The 17253-nt window shown below is 67.5% G+C and carries 8 protein-coding genes; all 8 read left to right on the forward strand.

Going from position 1 to position 17253, the window contains the following annotated elements:
• Positions 1 to 41: 41 nt before the first annotated feature.
• The 8 genes from Q9Q40_05745 to Q9Q40_05780 all read left to right on the forward strand — a co-directional run bounded on the left by Q9Q40_05745 (position 42) and on the right by Q9Q40_05780 (position 17136).
• Positions 42 to 1298 (forward strand): efflux RND transporter periplasmic adaptor subunit, encoded by a 1257-nt coding sequence (locus Q9Q40_05745; protein ID MDQ7006714.1) that lies wholly within the window; start codon positions 42 to 44, stop codon positions 1296 to 1298.
• Positions 1295 to 4867: an efflux RND transporter permease subunit gene (locus Q9Q40_05750; protein MDQ7006715.1), complete on the forward strand. Its 3573-nt coding sequence runs from the start codon at positions 1295 to 1297 to the stop codon at positions 4865 to 4867. Before Q9Q40_05745 ends, Q9Q40_05750 begins: the two co-directional genes overlap by 4 nt.
• A 90-nt stretch (positions 4868 to 4957) precedes the next feature.
• Positions 4958 to 8083, forward strand: a complete 3126-nt coding sequence (locus Q9Q40_05755) for an efflux RND transporter permease subunit (GenBank protein MDQ7006716.1) — start codon at positions 4958 to 4960, stop codon at positions 8081 to 8083.
• A gap of 5 nt (positions 8084 to 8088) precedes the next feature.
• Complete coding sequence (gene clpS, locus Q9Q40_05760) at positions 8089 to 8403, forward strand: ATP-dependent Clp protease adapter ClpS (protein MDQ7006717.1); 315 nt, start codon at positions 8089 to 8091, stop codon at positions 8401 to 8403.
• Positions 8400 to 10622 carry an ATP-dependent Clp protease ATP-binding subunit ClpA gene (gene clpA / locus Q9Q40_05765; GenBank protein MDQ7006718.1) on the forward strand — a complete coding sequence of 741 codons (2223 nt, stop codon included), beginning with the start codon at positions 8400 to 8402 and terminating at the stop codon, positions 10620 to 10622. The genes clpS and clpA overlap by 4 nt, the downstream gene beginning before the upstream one ends.
• Before the next feature lie 378 nt (positions 10623 to 11000).
• Positions 11001 to 13556 (forward strand): hypothetical protein, encoded by a 2556-nt coding sequence (locus Q9Q40_05770; GenBank protein ID MDQ7006719.1) that lies wholly within the window; start codon positions 11001 to 11003, stop codon positions 13554 to 13556.
• A gap of 752 nt (positions 13557 to 14308) precedes the next feature.
• Positions 14309 to 14851 carry a hypothetical protein gene (locus Q9Q40_05775; protein ID MDQ7006720.1) on the forward strand — a complete coding sequence of 181 codons (543 nt, stop codon included), beginning with the start codon at positions 14309 to 14311 and terminating at the stop codon, positions 14849 to 14851.
• A 17-nt stretch (positions 14852 to 14868) separates the two neighbouring features.
• Positions 14869 to 17136, forward strand: coding sequence for a hypothetical protein (locus Q9Q40_05780; GenBank protein MDQ7006721.1), 2268 nt, complete (start codon positions 14869 to 14871; stop codon positions 17134 to 17136).
• Positions 17137 to 17253 lie beyond the last annotated feature (117 nt).

Genomic DNA, 17253 nt, shown 5'->3' on the forward strand with positions numbered 1-17253 from the left:
GCTTGTCCCCGGACGGTACGGGGATGTTCCAGGAGGCTGGCGTGCCCCTCGTGAAAGTGCTGACTACCGGTCCCGTTCGTGGCTGGAGGGGCGTCTGGATGTCCCTCCTCGCCTTCGCTTTTTTTCTGCCCCTTCCTGCCTGCCAGGGGAAGGCTTCGGGCGAGAACGGCCCCCAGGGAAAGACCTCGGCCCAGGCTGAATCCAAGCGGCGTGCGGGAGGGGGCCGGCGGGGGATGGGGGGCGGACGCCCCGGGCGCGGCCCGGCCGGCCGCAAGCGCCAGGCCGCCCGGGTGCCGGTGATCCTGGCCCCGGCGGGGCGCGACACCATGGAGGCTTTTCTCGAGGCCTCCTCGACCCTCGAGGCCGAAGAGAGCGTGGAGGTGGTCAGCCAGGCCACCGGCGTGGTGGTGGAGGTTCTCGCGGAAGAGGGCGATCGGGTCCAGGCCGGGCAGGAACTGGCCCGCCTGGCCTACGAGGAACTCGAACTGGCCGAGCAGAAGGCCCGCACCCAGCTCGAGCGGCTGCGGGCGGACTATGCCCGCTCCGAGCAGCTCGCCCGCCAGGACCTGGTCTCGGAGGAAGACTTCACCCGCCTGGGTTTCGATCTCAAACAGGCCGAAATCGACTGGAGGCAGAAAGCTCTCGAACTCGAGCGCACGCGGATCGTCTCCCCCATCACCGGGACGATCACCGAGAGGATGATCCGGGTCGGGCAGCTCAAGCGGCAGAACGACCCGGTCTACCGGTTGGTCGATCTGGCATCCATCGTCGCGCCGGTCTTTGTGCCCGAGAAATATCTCGACCAGCTCCGGGTCGGCCAGAGGGCCCTGCTCTCCGCGCCGGCCTTGCCGGGAACGCGGATCACCGGCCGGGTGCTGCGCATCGCGCCGGTGGTCGACAGCCAGTCCGGCACGGTGCGGGTGACCGTGGACCCGGGGACGTCGGCCCGCCTGCGCCCGGGGATGTTCGCCAACGTGCGGCTGGTTCTCGACCGTCACGAGGACGTGGTGGTGATTCCCAAGAAAGCCATCGTCTACGAGGACGAGCAGCCCGGCATCTTCGTCGTCGAGGCGGGCAAGGCCCGGCGCCGGGCCATCGAAATCGGTTACCAGGACGAGTTGCGGGCCGAGGTGGTCTCCGGGCTCGAGGCGGGGGAACTGGTCGTCCTGGTGGGTCAATCGGCTCTCAAGGACGGCTCGGAGGTCGTCGCCGAAGACGAGCAGGGCCGGCCGATTCCCTTCCCGGCCGGGGATGCGGATCCGGAAGCCACCCGCGCGGAGGAGGGTGCCGCCCCGTGAACGTCCCGAAGCGCGGAGCGGAGGCCGGCGGGGGGGATTTCTTCCAGGTCACGGTCAACCGCCCGGTGGCGATTTTGATGGTCACCCTGGCGGTGGTGATCTTCGGGCTTTTCAGCTACCGGCTGCTGCCCCTCGAGCTGATGCCGGACATCTCCTATCCGTCCCTGACCGTGCGCACCCAGTACGAGGGCGCGGCGCCCCAGGAAGTCGAGGAAAACCTCACCCGGCCCCTCGAAGAAGCGCTCGGTGTCGTGGGGGGCCTGACCCGCATCTCGAGCATCTCCCGCGCCGGCCTGTCGGACGTGACCCTGGAGTTCACCTGGGAGACCTCCATGAGCCAGGCCTGGCAGGAGGTCACCGAGCGGCTGGACACGGTGCTGCTGCCCGAGGAGGCCACCAAGCCCCTGCTGCTGCGCTACGACCCTTCCCTCGACCCGGTGATCCGCCTGGCCCTCAGTTCGGAGCGCGAGGACGACCACACCCCGGCCGGTTTGCGGCGGCAACGGACCTTCGCCGAGCAGGAGCTGCGCCGCCGGCTGGAGCTGGTCGAAGGTGTGGCGGCGGTGCGGGTACTGGGCGGTCTCGAAGAGCAGGTCTCGGTGGATCTCTCCGAAGAGGCCCTGCGCCGCACGGGTCTGTCGATCCAACAGGTGGCCCAGCGCCTGCGGGCCGAGAACGTCAACCTGGCCGGGGGCGACATCAAGGAGGGGGACACCCAGTACCTGGTGCGCACGGTCGGCGAGTTTCTCTCCCTCGAGGAGATCGCCGACCTGGTGGTGGCCCGGGTGGGCGGACGCGAGGTCCGTCTCGGGGACCTGGGTACCGTGCGCACGGGCTGGGCGGACCGGAAGGTGATCACGCGCCTCGACCGCCGCGAGGCCATCGAGCTGGAAATCCAGAAGGAAGCCGACGCCAACATCGTGGCGATGGCCGCCGCCGTGCGCGCGGCCCTCGATGGCGGCGACCGTGAGCCGGGCCTGCGCGACGGGCTCCCCGAGGGCTGGCAGCTCGACCTGGTGGCCGATCGCAGCACCTTCATCGAGGCTTCGGTGCGCGAGGTGGAGAGCACGGCCCTGCTCGGCGGTCTGCTCGCGGTGTTCGTGCTCTACTTCTTTCTCAGGCGCGCGGACATCACAGGGGTGATCGCCCTGGCGATTCCCGTCTCGGTGGCCGCCACCTTCGCACCGATGTCCCTCGGTGGCGTATCACTGAACATCATGTCGCTCGGCGGCCTGGCCCTGGGTATCGGCATGCTGGTGGACTCGGGAATCGTGGTGGTCGAGTCCATCGCGCGCTGCCGGGAAGAAGGCGACGGCATTCACCGTTCGGTGATTCGCGGCACCTCCGAGGTGGGTACGGCGGTGGTGGCCTCGACCCTGACCACCGTGGCGGTGTTCTTTCCGATGGTCTTCGTGGAAGGCGTGGCGGGACAGGTGTTCACCGACCTGGCGTTGACGGTGGTCTTCGCCCTGCTGGCCAGCTTGCTGGTCTCGGTCTTCCTCGTGCCCGCCCTGAGCGCCTGGCTGTTTCGCCTGCAGGAAGACAGGGCTTCGGGCGTACGTGTCGCCGGTCTGTTCGAGCGCGGCCGCGAGGTCCTGCGTTACCGCTCCCTGGGGCCCCTGTCGGCGCCCACTCTCCGCGGCGGCCTGCGGTGGGTGGCTGTCGGACTCGGCGCCCTGCCGCCCCTGGCCTTGCTCGGCCTACTGCTCGTCCGGGTCGGCGGACGTTTGTCGCTGCCCTGGCCGAACGCTTTTCGGGATGTGCTGATGGTGCTCGCCGTGCCGGCGGCGCTGGCTGTGCTGATCAACGCCGCCCTGCGACTGAGGGGGCCGGGAGGCCTGGCGGGAAGACTGGGCGGCGCACTGGTCGGACTGGTCACCGATCCGCTGCTGGTGGCGGTGGAAGGGGCCTGGCTGATGCTGGCCTGGGCCGTCGCCCTGGGCGCCCTGGTCGTCTCGGGCCTGGGCCGGGGCGTGGGCCGCGTGCTGAAGATCCTGCTCTGGCCCGCCCTGGCCCTCTTCGATTTCCTCTTCGGCGGCCTGCAGAGGCTCTACCCGCGGGTGCTGCGCGCCTCCCTGCGCCACCGTCCGGCCGTGCTGGCCCTGGCGGCGCTGGCCCTGGGGGCGACCGTATGGGGCGTGGGACGGCTGGACTCGGAGCTGATGCCCGAGGTGCACCAGCGGGAGTTCACCCTGGAAGTGACCCTGCCCGTGGGGACGCCGGTCGAGCAGACTCTCGAGGCGATCACCCCCGTCGAGGATTGGGCGGTGGGCGATCCCCGGGTCGACCGGGTGCTGCTCAAGGTGGGCGCCGATCCCGAAGAGGGAGACAGCTCCCCGGAGGAGGGAGAGCACACCGCCCGGATGACCCTGCACGTGGCCGCTTCGTCGCTTTCCGCGGCCCGGGCGGAAGAGGCGGTGATTGCGGATCTGCGCGAGCGGCTCGCCGACCTTCCCGACCTGGAGGCCAAGGTCACCCGCCCGGTGCTCTTCACTTTTCGTACTCCCGTCGAGGTGGAGATCGAGGCCTACGACCTGGACACGCTGCGTCTGCTGGCCGACTCGGTGCGCCGGGAACTGGAGGCCCTGCCCCAGCTCGCCGATGTGAAGACCACCGCCCGGGTGGGTTCGCCCGAGGTGCAGATCACCTACGACCGGCAGGCCCTGGTGCGCTTCGGCCTGGACGTGCGGGAAGTGGCCGACCTGGTGCGGACGAAGATCAAGGGGTCCAGCGCCACCGAGTATCGCAAGCAAGAACGGCGCATCGACGTGGTGGTACGGCTCCAGGAAGGCGACCGGGCCACCGTCCGCCAGCTCCGCAACCTGGTGGTCAATCCGGGTGATGCCGTACCCATCGCTCTTTCCGCCGTGGCGGACATTCGCATCGCGGCGGGGCCCGCCGATATCCGCCGGGTGGGGCAGCGGCGAGTGGCACTGGTGTCCGCCAACCTGGCGCAGGGGGGGCTGGGAGGGGCCAGCGAGGCGATCCGTCGCCGTCTGGCGGCCCTGGACTGGCCCGAGGGCACGAGCTGGCGGCTGGCGGGCCAGGTGCAGGAGATGCAACGCAGCACCCGCTCGCTGTGGATGGCCCTGGCCCTGTCGATCTTCCTGGTCTACGTGGTGATGGCGATCCAGTTCGAATCCATGTTGCACCCCCTGCTGATCATGATCACGGTGCCCCTGGCCCTCTTCGGCGTGGTGGTGGTTCTCGGGCTGCTGGCGGTGCCGCTGTCCGTGGTGGTCTTCCTCGGCATGATCATGCTGGCGGGCATCGTGGTGAACAACGCCATCGTGCTGGTGGACTACGTCAATACCCTGCGTGGCCGGGGAGAGGAGCTCGAGGAGGCGGTGGTGCGGGCGGGGAGTGTGCGCCTGCGCCCGATCCTGATGACCACCGCCACCACCGTGCTGGGGCTGTTGCCCATGGCCCTGGGCCTGGGAGACGGTGCGGAGATCCGCATGCCCATGGCCGTGACGGTGATCGCCGGGTTGCTGTCGAGTACGGTGCTGACCCTGGTGGTGATTCCCACCGCCTACGCGGCCCTCGAGTCCGCCCGTTCGGCCCGCTAGCCGCCCGTCCGTCGCTCCGGCCGGATCGGAGCGGGATGGGTACACTGGGAGCGGGCCGCGGGCTGATTTCGCGGACCTGGAGGCCTTTTCGTGAGTTCTTCGCTGCTGCCGCGTCTGTCGATAAGCCGCCCCGTGACGGTGCTGATGCTCCTGCTGGCGTTGTTGCTCCTGGGGGGGGTGGCCTTGCTGAAGCTGCCCGTGCAGCTCACCCCTTCGGGCTTCGATCCGGCCTTCATGATGGTGCGGGTGCCCTACCCCGGCGCCAACCCCACGGAAATCGAAGAGAGCATCCTCCGGCCCCTCGAAGACGCCTTCTACACCGTGCGCGGACTGGACGAGATCTCCTGCCGGGCGACGGGCGACTCGGCCATGTGCTGGGTGCAGTTCGAGAACTGGGTCGACATGGAGGAGACCTACAACGAGGTCGCCGACCGGGTCGAGCGCCTGCGAGCCACCGAGTGGCCCGACGACATCGAGCGGGTGTTCATCCGCCGCCACAACCCCAACAGCCGGCCGGTGATGAACATCGGCGTCAAGCTTCCCGACGATCTCGACGACCCCCACTGGCTGCTGACCCGGCGCATCGTCGCTCCCCTCGAGCGGGTCGCGGGTGTGGCCCAGGTGGATCTCGAGGGAGTCGAAGAAAAGCAGATTTTCATCGAGCCCGACCGGGAGGCGATGGAAGCCCAGAACATCTCCATGCGCGACCTGGTGACGTCTTTGCGCCGGGCCAATTTTTCGCTCTCCTCGGGAGAGATCTACGACGGGGGACACAAGCTGCTGGTGCGCTCGGTGGCCCGCTTCCGCAGTGCCGACGAGATCGCCCGGATTCCGATTCGGGCCGACGGCCTGACGCTCTCGGAAATCGCCCGGGTTCGCTACGCCCACCCGGAGAAGGACCGGGGTTCGCGCCTCGACGGGCGGGAAGCGGCCATCGTGGAGGTCTACAAGGAAAGTGAGGCGAACACCGTCGCGGTCAGTCGGGCGGTGCGGGAAGAACTGGAGCGGATTTTCCGTGACGAGCCCCAGCTCTCCGGCGGAGCCGGCTTCGATGTCCTCTTCGACCAGGGGGAGGTGATTCGCGGCTCGATCGATCAGCTCCGGGACACGGGTCTGATCGGCGCCTTCTTCGCCCTGATCATCCTCTACCTTTTTCTGCGACGCCTGCGGGTGACCCTGCTGATCACGCTGGCCATTCCTACCAGCCTGTTGGCGGCGCTGGTGGTGATGTATTTCGCCGGGGCGAGTATCAACCTGATCACGATGATGGGGATGATCATCTGCACCGGGATGCTGGTGGACAACGCCGTGGTGGTGGTGGAGAACATCGACCGTCTGCGCCGTGAAGGGCTCAGCGTACGCGAGGCGGCCTTGCGTGGAGCGTCGGAGATCTCCCTGGCCCTGACCATGGCGACGATCACCACCGTGGCGGTATTCCTGCCGATGGTGCTGATGAGCCGGGAGGGCATGATGCGCTTCATGCTCACCAAGCTCTCCCTGCCGGTCTTCGTGGCGATCGTCGCGTCCCTCTTCGTGGCCCTGCTGTTCATCCCGCTGGCGGCCTCCCGCCTGGTGCGGGAGGAGGCCTCTCGACGGGAGAGCGTGGTGGAACGGGCTGTCGGGGCTCTCTACCGGGTCCTGGTCGAGCCCCTGCACCGCCTCTACCTTTTCGCCCTGCGCCAGACCCTCCAGCGTCGTGGCCTGGCCCTGGTGGTGGTGCTGATCACCGCGGGGGCGACCTGGTGGCCCTGGAGCCAGGTCCAGGTGGACATGCGCGGCCGACACCAGCAGGGCGGCCGGCAGATCACTTTCTTCTTCAACCTGCCCAACAGCTATGGTCTCGAGCAGGCCGACGGCTGGTTCCGGGAGGTCGAAGCACTCTTCGCCAAGGAGCGGGAACGCCTGGCGATCCGCCACGTGCAGACACGTTTCTGGAACAATCGGGGCATGCTGCGAGTGACTTTGAAGGACACCCGCGAAAGCGACGTCACCGTCGAGGAGGCGATTGCCGGGCTCAAGGCGGTGGTGCCCGAACGACCGGGCGTGAAGATGTACGTCAACTGGCAACGAGGTTCGGGAAACGACGCCTCGATCAATGTGGAGGTCTACGGTGAGGACACGGCGACCCTGGCCCGGATCGCCGAGGAAGCCGAGCGCCGCCTGCGCCGTCTCGAAGGCCTGGTCTCGGTGGAGCCGGACCTCGAGAACGCCCTCGAGGAAGTCCGCATCCGCATCAACCGGGAGCAAGCGCTGCGCTACGGCGTGCAGCCCGAGGTGGTCTCGGGCAACGTGGCCGCGGCCCTGCGGGGGCAGCGGCTCCCCCGCTTCCGCAGCGGCGAGAAAGAGATCGAGATCAGCGTCAAGTACCCGGAGGAAGATCGCCGGGGCGTGGGCAAGCTGGCCGCCCTGCGCCTGCACACGGCTTCCGGCCGGCGCATTCCCCTCGATGCCCTGGCCGAGCTGTCCATCAGCCGCGGTTTCGGTGACATCCAGCGCAAGAACCGCCGCACGACCCTGGGAATCAAGCTCAACACCACCCGGGAGAACGTCGGTGATCTGCGCGCCCAGGTGCAGGAGGTGATGGATTCCCTGGCTCTTCCCCGGGGCTACGAGTGGGGCTGGGGGTCGTCGCGACGCTGGGAGAAGCAGGAAAACTCCAACATGATGCTGGCGCTCCTGCTGTCTTTCGCCTTCATCTACCTGATCATGGGTTTTCTTTTCGAGAGTTTTCTGTTGCCCCTGTCCGTGATGCCGTCGATCGTGCTGAGCTGGATCGGTGTGTTCTGGCTGCTGTGGGTCACGAGCTCCAAGCTGGACATGATGGCCGCCATCGGCCTGATTCTTCTGGCCGGGGTGGTGGTCAACAACGGCATCGTACTGGTGGACCTGATCGGCCGCTTCCGCCGCCAGGGCATGGGTCGGGAGCAGGCGATTCTCGAAGCGGGTCGCCTGCGTTTCCGACCGATCCTGATGACCGCCCTGACGACCATCATGGGCATGTTGCCCATGGCCTTCGGCAAGGCGAATTTCGTCGGCATCCCTTACGCCAGCCTGGGCAAGACCTTCGTCGGCGGGCTGCTTTCTTCGACGACCTTGACCCTGGTGGTGGTGCCGTTGTTCTATACGTTTTTCGATGACATCGCCGCGGCCCTGGGACGGCTGCTGACCGGGCGCCCGGCGGCGGCGGAAGCCCGGGCCGAACTGACCGAGGGATAGGCGCCATGGGCGGATCGACGGATCGTCCCGGTGGAGACCAGGCCACCCGCAGCCGGCAGGTCACCCGCCGGCCGCGGCTGTGGAAGGTGCTGCTGCACAACGACGACTACACGACCATGGACTTCGTGGTGCATGTGCTGGTCGAGCACTTCGACAAGTCCATCGCCGAGGCGACCCACGTGATGCTCCAGGTCCACCGCAAGGGCAAGGGCCTGGCGGGGGTCTACACTCGGGACGTGGCCGAGACGAAGATCGAGCTGGTCACCGTTCACGCCCGCGAGGAAGGCTTTCCTCTCAAGCTCACCATGGAGCCGGAATGAAGCTCTCTGCCGATCTCGAGATTTGCGTTTCAGTGGCCCTGGCCCAGGCCGGCGAACGGGGCCATCGCTTTGCGGGCCCCGAACACCTGCTCCATGCCCTGCTGATGGACGAGGAGGTGGCCCGTACGGTCCGCCACGCCGGGGGGGACGTGACACGGCTGAAAAAGGAACTCGAGCGCTACCTGGCAGAGGAGGTCGAGGTCCAGGAAGGCGAGCGCCGGATGCCTCCCCTGCCCACCCGCGGACTGCGGCGGGTGTTGGCCCGGGCCACCGCCCACGCCCGGGGCGCGGGTCTCGACGAGGTGACCACGGTCAACGCCCTGGTGGCGCTCTACGACGAAGAGGACTCCTGGGCGGTGTATCTGCTCGAAGAACACGGGGTGACCAAGCTGGACGTGGTGCAATTCCTGGCCCACGGGGTGTCGAAGATCGATCCGACGGGGCTCGGCTGGCATGTGGGGGCGGGCGGCGAGGAGGAGGGGCCGCGGCCCACGGGAGATCCCCTCGAGGCCTTCACCACAGAGTTGACCGAACTGGCCCGGCAGGGCGCCATCGACCCCCTGATCGGCCGGGACCGGGAGATCGCCCGCACTCTGCGGGTTTTGCAGCGGCGGCGGAAGAACAACCCGGTCTACGTGGGCGACCCCGGCGTGGGCAAGACCGCGCTGGTGGAGGGGCTGGCGCTGAAGATCGCCCAGGGGGAGGTGCCCGCCCAGCTCGAGGGCGCCACCATCTATCGCCTCGACCTGGGGGCGACCCTGGCCGGCGCGCGCTACCGGGGCGATTTCGAAGAGCGCCTGAAGGGCGTGCTGGCGGCCCTTGCCGAGCGGCCACGGGCGATTCTTTTCATCGACGAGATTCACACGTTGGTGGGTGCGGGGGCTACGGGCACGGGTACGGTGGATGCTTCGAACCTGCTCAAGCCGGCCCTCGAGTCGGGTCGCTTGCGCTGCATCGGGGCGACGACCTGGAGCGAGTATCGCCAGTACTTCGAGCGGGACCGCGCCCTGGCCCGGCGTTTTCAGAAGATCGAGGTCAACGAGCCCAGCGTCGAGGAGACGGTCAAGATTCTCCAGGGTCTCAGGCAGCGCCACGAAGAGCACCACGGCGTGGCCTACACCCGCGCGGCCCTGAGCAAGGCCGCCGAGCTGGCGGCCCGTCACCTGCGGGATCACAAGCTGCCCGACAAGGCCATCGACCTGATGGACGAGGCGGGAGCGGAGGTCTCCCTGGCGGGAGGCAAGCGGGTGGGCAGCCGGGAGATCGAGGCGGCCCTGGCGGCCATGGCTCGGATACCGCCGAAGAAGGTTCGGGGCAGCGACCGGGAGCGGCTGTTGCATCTCGAAGAGCAGCTCAAGGCGGTGATCTACGGGCAGGACGAGGCGATCGGTACTCTGGTGGCGGCGATCAAGGTCTCCCGGGCGGGGTTGCGCTCGCCCGAGAAGCCTATCGGCAGCTTCCTGCTCACCGGTCCCACGGGTGTGGGCAAGACAGAGCTGGCGCGCCAGCTCGCCGAGGCATTGGGCATCGCCTTCTTGCGCTTCGACATGAGCGAGTACATGGAGCGCCACAGCGTCTCGCGCCTGGTGGGTGCTCCTCCGGGCTACGTGGGCTACGACCGGGGCGGATTGCTCACCGAGGCGGTGTCCCAGTCGCCCCACGCGGTGCTGCTGCTCGACGAGGTGGAAAAGGCCCACCCGGAAGTGTTCAACATCCTGCTGCAGATCATGGATCACGGCACGCTGACCGATACCAACGGTAAGGAGGCCGACTTTCGCCAGGTGATCCTGCTGATGAGTTCCAACGTGGGGGCGCGGGAGATGGCCCAGCGCCAGGTGGGCTTCGTCGGCGGTACGGCGGCCGGCGCCGATCAGCAGGCCTATGAAAGACTCTTCAGCCCCGAGTTCCGCAACCGCCTCGATGCGCGTGTCGGTTTCCAGCCCCTGACTCCGGAAATCATGGGGCGCATCGTCGACAAGTTCATCGACGAACTCCGGCGCCAACTGAAAGACCGCAAGGTCAACATCGAGTTGACCGACCCGGCTCGAGCCCACCTGGCGGAAAAGGGGTACGACCCGGCCTTCGGGGCCCGGCCCCTGGCGCGGGTGATCGACGAGACGATCAAGAAGCCGTTGACCGAGCAGATCCTCTTCGGTCGTCTCGAACACGGAGGCAACGTGGTGGTGCGCCTCGAGGGTGGGGCGATCGTGCTCGCCTGATCCGTGTTCCGTCGACCATCGTCCGCCGGGCGGGGTGCGCTACGCTCACCTCCGGCCCCGGCACGGCTTCCGGAGCGCGGCGGTGCCACCGTCGCGGAAGAGCAGCAACGGAAGCTCACAAGGAGCTCCCGACCCGGGGGGCACATCTTTACCAGTCCCATCGTCGGGTCGAAGGAGGCGGAGCGAGTGGATTGCCGGCCATCTCTTGATCTGTGCCGGCGGCAGCTCCGTAAATTCGAATGTCTATTCAATGCATCACTTTCTTCCCGGGCGGGGTCGAGCCGTTCGGAAATCGTGATTCTTCTGTGATGCTTTCGGGGTTGTCGGTGCGCCAAAATGCCTCGTCGAACCGCCGAAGACGGTGGTTTTGGAGAAAAGATGACCCTGACTCCGCGTTTCCTGTTGACATCCTGTCTGATTGGCGCGCTGTGGCTTCCCGGCGCCATGGGGGTATCCGTGTCTGGGATGTCTCCCGCGGGCTTTCCGGCAGTGTCGCCCCTGGTTTCCGCAGACCTTCCCTTCATCGAAAACCATGGGCAGGTCGACGAGGCGGTCCGTTACTACCTCCGACTGCCGTCCGGCACGCTCTTCGTCACTGATACGGGAGAGCTGGTCTATGCGCTTCGCGGGCCGCGCGCCGGCGGGGCTTCCGGGCCGGAGAGCGCCGGAGGTTGGGCGTTGAAGGAGGTGTTCCTGGGTGGGAATCCAGCCAGGCCGCAGGGAGCGCAGAGGGTTGACATCCCGATCAGCCACTTTACGGGGCCGGATCCGGAACAGTGGTACCGGGGCCTGCCGAGTTATCGGCAGGTGGATCTGGGCGAGCTTTTTCCCGGTATCCGCGTTGCCCTCCTCGCTCGTGGTCGCAACGTCGAGAAGGTGCTGCGGGTGGCACCCGGGGCGGATCCGAGGCGGATTCGCATCGCGGTGGAAGGCGTCCATGGACTGGCTGTGGATGCGGAGGGACGGTTGGTGCTGCATACCGGCCTGGGGGCGGTTTTCTTCACTGCCCCGGTGGCCTACCAGCAGATCGAGGGGCGGCGGGAGTCTGTGGAGGTAGCCTACACCCTTGGGGACGATGGCTATGGCTTCACCCTCGGTGAGTACCGGCCGGACCTGGAGGTGGTGATCGATCCTTTGATCAGCTCCACCTTCGTCGGAGGCATGAACCCCAGTCCACCGGGCAACTACGACGACGACATCGTCAACGCGATGGTCCATGCGGGGGATTCGATCTATCTCGCCGGGGCCACCCAGTCGCCGGACTTTCCTATCGTGATGGGCTATGACGAGACCCTCGCCAGCAACTTTCCCGACTGCTTCGTGACGCGTATGAGTACCGACCTGTCCACCGTGCTCGCCTCGACTTTTCTCGGCACCGAATCCAGCGATCAGGTGCGGGCGATGGCGCTCGACGGGGACGAGGTGGTGATCGTGGGCAAGGCGGGCTGGGGCTTCCCGGTGACCGACGGAGCCTACACTTATAACGGTTCGAACATGGCGGGGGGCGGCTTCGTCTCACGCTTGAGCGCCGACCTGTCCACTCTCGTGGCCTCGGCGATCGTCACGCCCAATGACCACCCGCGCGCGATGGCCCTGGGCAACGGGAGCATCTACTTCGGCGGTAGCACGAACAACCCCGACCTGCCGATCACCCCGGGCGCCTACCGCTCGGCGTGTTGTCCGCCTGGTTCGTTCGGTATCCGTCCCTACGAAGGATTCGCTGGCCGGATCTCTTCGGATCTGTCCACTCTCGAAGCGATGACCTATCTCGGCGGCCATGCCGTCGCCGGGGTGGCGGTGGGCCACGATGGCAGCGTCTTCATCGCGGATGCGGCGGAATCGACGGCCAGGGGCTATCTGGCTCGCTTCGATGCGGACTTGACCGACCGCCGGGCCTATCTGAGTTACAACCGGGGGAGCAATGGGAGTTCGCGAACCTATTTCAACGCTGTGGAGATCGTCGGCAGCGATTCGGTGGTCAGCGCCGGGCAGACCTACATAGACAACCTTCCGGCCACCGAAGGGGCCTACGATCAGGACTGCGGCACCGATGGGGCCTGTGACGCCGAGGGGCCGGCACTCGTGCCGCACTCCGATGGTTTCGTGGCCGTCTATTCGTACGATCTGAGCGTCACGAGAGCACTGACGTACCTCGGCGGCTCGAACGATGAATCGATCCGCAGCCTGGCTCTGGGGGGGGACGGGAGCATCGTGGTTGCGGGCGAGACGATCTCTGCGGATTTTCCCACCACCGCGAACGGTGGGGACGCAAGCTGTGGCACCGACGGACAGTGCAACGCCGGGGCCACCCCCGGCAGCAGGAAGGCAGATGCCTTCCTGGCCACTCTTTCTGCCGATCTTTCCATGCTGGAGTTCGGCAGTTACCTGGGGGGCTCGGATGAGGAGCAGGCCTACGCCGTGGTGCTCGATCCGGCCGGGGAAGGTTACGTAGGGGGGTACACACGCTCGGCGGACTTTCCCACCACGTCGGGGGCGTTCGATCAGACTTACAACGGCGGGACCTCCGATGCCTTCGTCAGCCGTTTCGGAGAGGTGCTTCCGGCGGGAGCGCCGGCAAACCCGGGTGAGAGCTGCGGCAACGGGATGCCACTGTTGAAAGTCACGGGCTATGATCCGGACACTTCGATGCTCACGGTGTCCTACTCTGCGGCCTGCAACGCGGTGGACCACAACATCTATTACGGTCCGCTGCGCGAGGTCGCGAACTACGCGTACACCGGGGAGTCGTGCAGCGTGGGCATGAGCGGTGAGGCGAGCTTCAGTGGCCTTGCGGAATCGTTCTTTTTCGTGATTGCCGCGGACGACGGCATGGTCGAAGGATCCTATGGCACCGACAGCTCCCAGGCCGAGCGCCCCGACGCCGGTTCGTGTGGCTTCGTCCAGGATCTGTCGGAGGCTTGCAGTTGGCCGTGAGTATCGGGGGGCGACGCACCCCGAGTGCACGGCGGGGACCGGACGCTCATCGCAGGCACGCCGTGTGGCCCCTGGGGATCACTCGGCGGTGGCGAGGCTCAGGGTCGATGCTGAAGCGCCGTCGAAGGTGGCGGCACCGCAAAGCCCGCGGTGCCGCCATCTGCGGGCCGTGATGCGAAGCGAGGAAAGGCCGGAACGGCGTTTCCTTCTGGCGGCCAGGACGTGCGGTTCGGCAACCCCGATGCCTGTATCGCGGTGGCCGTCGATGATCCCGGGCGGCTCCTGGCAGGCGGCCGGTCAGGGAGGTTTCGAGAAGGGATACCCGCGTCTGAGGAGGTTGCCGGGTCTCTCCGCCGCCTCGCCGGGCGGAGCTGTTCACTCCGGGAGGACCTTGCCGGGGGGCGGGGCACGGGATCGGGGAGGAAGCCGAGACTCCAGTCTCGCTCGGCTGTCATGAAGCCCGTGCGCAGGCATCGATGCGTAGGGGATAGCGGTCGCCCTGTCGCGGCTTCGGACCCTGACCCTGCCGGCGGCCGTTGCTGTGTAACACCCCGCCGGTTTCAGCGACCTTGTTTCGTGAGTGCCTTGCAGGAGGTGGAGGTGCCGGGTACTCGGCCAGGAGATCGGGGCGCGCTTGCGGCAGCGGATTTGCGTGGCGGCCGGAAGCGACGTAACTAACAGGGAGATGCTTGTTAGTCGCCCGTGGGGATGATCAGCCAGATGGCATCCCCGCCCCTTGCCCGGGAGGCGTCATGCGTGTGGTCGTTGCAGCTTTTTTCTTTCTTTTCCTGGCGGTCCCTTCCGTTTTGGCGCAGCAGAGCGCGAGTTACCGGCTCGAGGAGCACGTGGTCAACCTGGGCGGTCGTCCGGACGACGGGGTGACGGCGAGTTCCGCGGGCTTCCGGATTTCCCTCGACAGTTTCGGGGAAGCGGCCGTGCGGGCGGGGCTGGTGTCGTCGTCGTTCCGGGTCGACGGCTCGTTCGCGGGAGCGTATCCGCCACCCGGCGAGGTGCCGGGTCTGCGCCTGACAGACAGCACGACGCTGGTGTGGGACGCGGAGAAGTCGGTGGGCGTGTACAACGTGTATCGCGATGCGCTCGCCGCTCTTTCGGGAGGCGGATACGGGACCTGTTGGCGACAGGACCTGCCCGAAGCGACGACGACGGATCCGGACGTGCCGGGGTCGGGGGGAGGTTTTTTCTATCTGGTCACGGCGGAAAACCGCCTGGATGAAGAAGGAACGAAGGGCAGCGACAGCGGCGGGGCCCCCCGCGGCGGGCTCGCCTGTCCGTGATGAAAGGAGCTGCCGTGATGATGCGATCCAAGCCTGCCGTGAAGATTCCTGCCATCGTGATTCTGACTCTGGGGCTTTTTGCAGCCGGTACGGCATGGGCGGCGAGTCCGCCGGACCGGATGCACTACCAGGGCGTCCTGCGGGACGCCGCCGACACTCCTCTCGACGGGGACCATGACATGGTGTTCCGCTTCTGGAGTGCGGATGTCGCCGGCGACGAGATCCTGGTCGACCGGCATCTGGCGGTGGATGCGCAGGCTGTGACGGTGTCGGGCGGTCTGTTCAGCGTCCAGCTCGGCACGGGGCAGGTGCTCGACGGCTCGGGCCCCGGGACGTACACGACGCTCTCGCAGGTGTTCGGCGACTACGGGAACGTGTGGCTCGAGGTGCAGGTAGGCGCTGAGACGCTCGCGCCGCGGATTCCCGTGGCCGCGGCCGGCTGGGCGCTCAACGCGGGCCGGCTGGCCGGTCGTCCGGTGGGTGATTTTCTCGATACCTCGGCTTCCCCCCAGACCAAGGCGGGCAAGCTGGTCCTCGACGCGACCGGCCAGGGCGACGTGGGCGTCGAGGGGGCCGGCGACACGGCCGGCGGGTGGTTTCGTGACGCCGACGGCAGCGGGTACTCGTATGTCGGGATCGGGAGCCGGGGAGTCGAATCCTATGGTGCGTTGGCGGGTGGCTATTTCAAGGACACCGACCAGTCGGGAGAGGCTTCGGTCGCGATCGCCAACCGGGGCATCGACGCTTCGGGAACGAGCGTGGGGGGGCGCTTCTGGGACAGTGACGGGAGCGGCCAGGCGGACGTCGGCGTCGGCAACCGTGGAATCCACGGGTGGGGCACCCAGGCGGGCGGCTTTTTCGAAGACAGCGACGGCAGCGGTTACGCGAACGTGGGAACGGGCGACACTGGAATCGAGGCGTACGGAAACATGGCTGGAGGCTACTTCCAGGATATTGACGACAGCGGTTACGCGAACGTGGGAACGGGCGACACTGGAATCGAGGCGTATGGAATCCTGGCTGGAGGCTACTTCAAGGACAGTGATGGCAGTGGTTACGCGTATGTGGGCGTCGGCCACCGTGGAATCCGGGCCTATGGCGACGGGATGGGTGGCTCCTTCGACGATCTCGATTCCGGTGTGTATCTGCAGGCAGGCATCGGGACGTCATCGACCCTCGGCAACGGTGCGAAGAACTTCGTCCAGAACCACCCCCACGACCCGAAGCGGAAGATCGTCTACACCTCCCTCGAGGGGAACGAGGCGGGGACGTACATCCGCGGCAGCGCGCGGCTGGTCGCCGGTAAAGTCCGGATTCCACTCGACGAGACCTTCTCCTGGGTGACCAATCCCGACGTGGGGCTGACGGTCCAGCTCACTCCACGCGGGCGCTCCTGCGTCCTGCACGCCACGTCCGTCGGCACGGAGGTGCTCGAAGTCGGCAGCGACGATTCTTCGTGCACGGAGATCGCGTTCGACTACATCGTTCACGGTCTGCGGATCGGCTTCGAGGAGATCCCCGTGGTCCAGCCGAAGGGAGACGGCGAGGAGGCTCCCATCCCGTCGATGGCCGGTTACCGCGCGCTGGTCGCCCAGCAGCCGGAACTGGCCTCGTACACGCCGCTCGAGCGGTTCCGTTCGATGACGGCGGCGGCGTTTCCGGACCGTGCCGGAGCGCTCGATCTCTCCCGGGCGCAGGCGCTGGTCGCGGCGATCCACGAGTTCGACCCGGCGACCGATGGGATTTCCGCCCCGGAGCCGCTTGCCGCGCCTGCGGAGGGGGCCGAGCCCGCGGCGGCGGAGGCTGCCGCTGCCGAAAACCCGCCGGCGCCCGGTTTCGCGGCGCCGGTGCGGCGAACGTCCGTCGGCCTGGTTGTCGCGGAGGTTGCGAGGGAGCCGGCGGCTGCGGCTTCCGCAGTGCCTCCCGGGGCGGTGCCGATGCCGGTTTCGGGGGCGGTCGAGGCGGGCATGCTGCTGGCGCTCGATCCGCGGCGTGCGGGCGGGCTTCGTGTCGCCGCGTCGATGGGGGATCCGGGGATCGTCGGCATCGCCGCCGCGGGAGCAGACGGCGCGGGCGAGGTTCTCGTGCTGGGGACGGGATTCGCCTCGGTACGGGTCGACGCGGGATACGGGGCGATCGTCCCGGGCGACCTGCTGGTCAGTTCGCCGACGGCGGGCCACGCGATGCGGGCGCTCGAAGTCGTCCCCGGAACGATCGTCGGCAAGGCGCTCGAGCCCCTCGAGACTGGCAAGGGAACGATTCGGGTGTTGCTGATGGCGCGGTGATCGACGGTCCCCCGGCCGCCATGCGGCGCCGGAGGTGGAGCGGCTGTAAGCGGTCGTCAGACGGGGTTCCCGCGAGACGAGCGGAGAGGGCCGCGGATCTTCGTCGGAACGCTCCTT

The sequence above is a fragment of the Acidobacteriota bacterium genome (assembly GCA_030949985.1).
GTDB lineage: Bacteria > Acidobacteriota > Polarisedimenticolia > J045 > J045 > JALTMS01.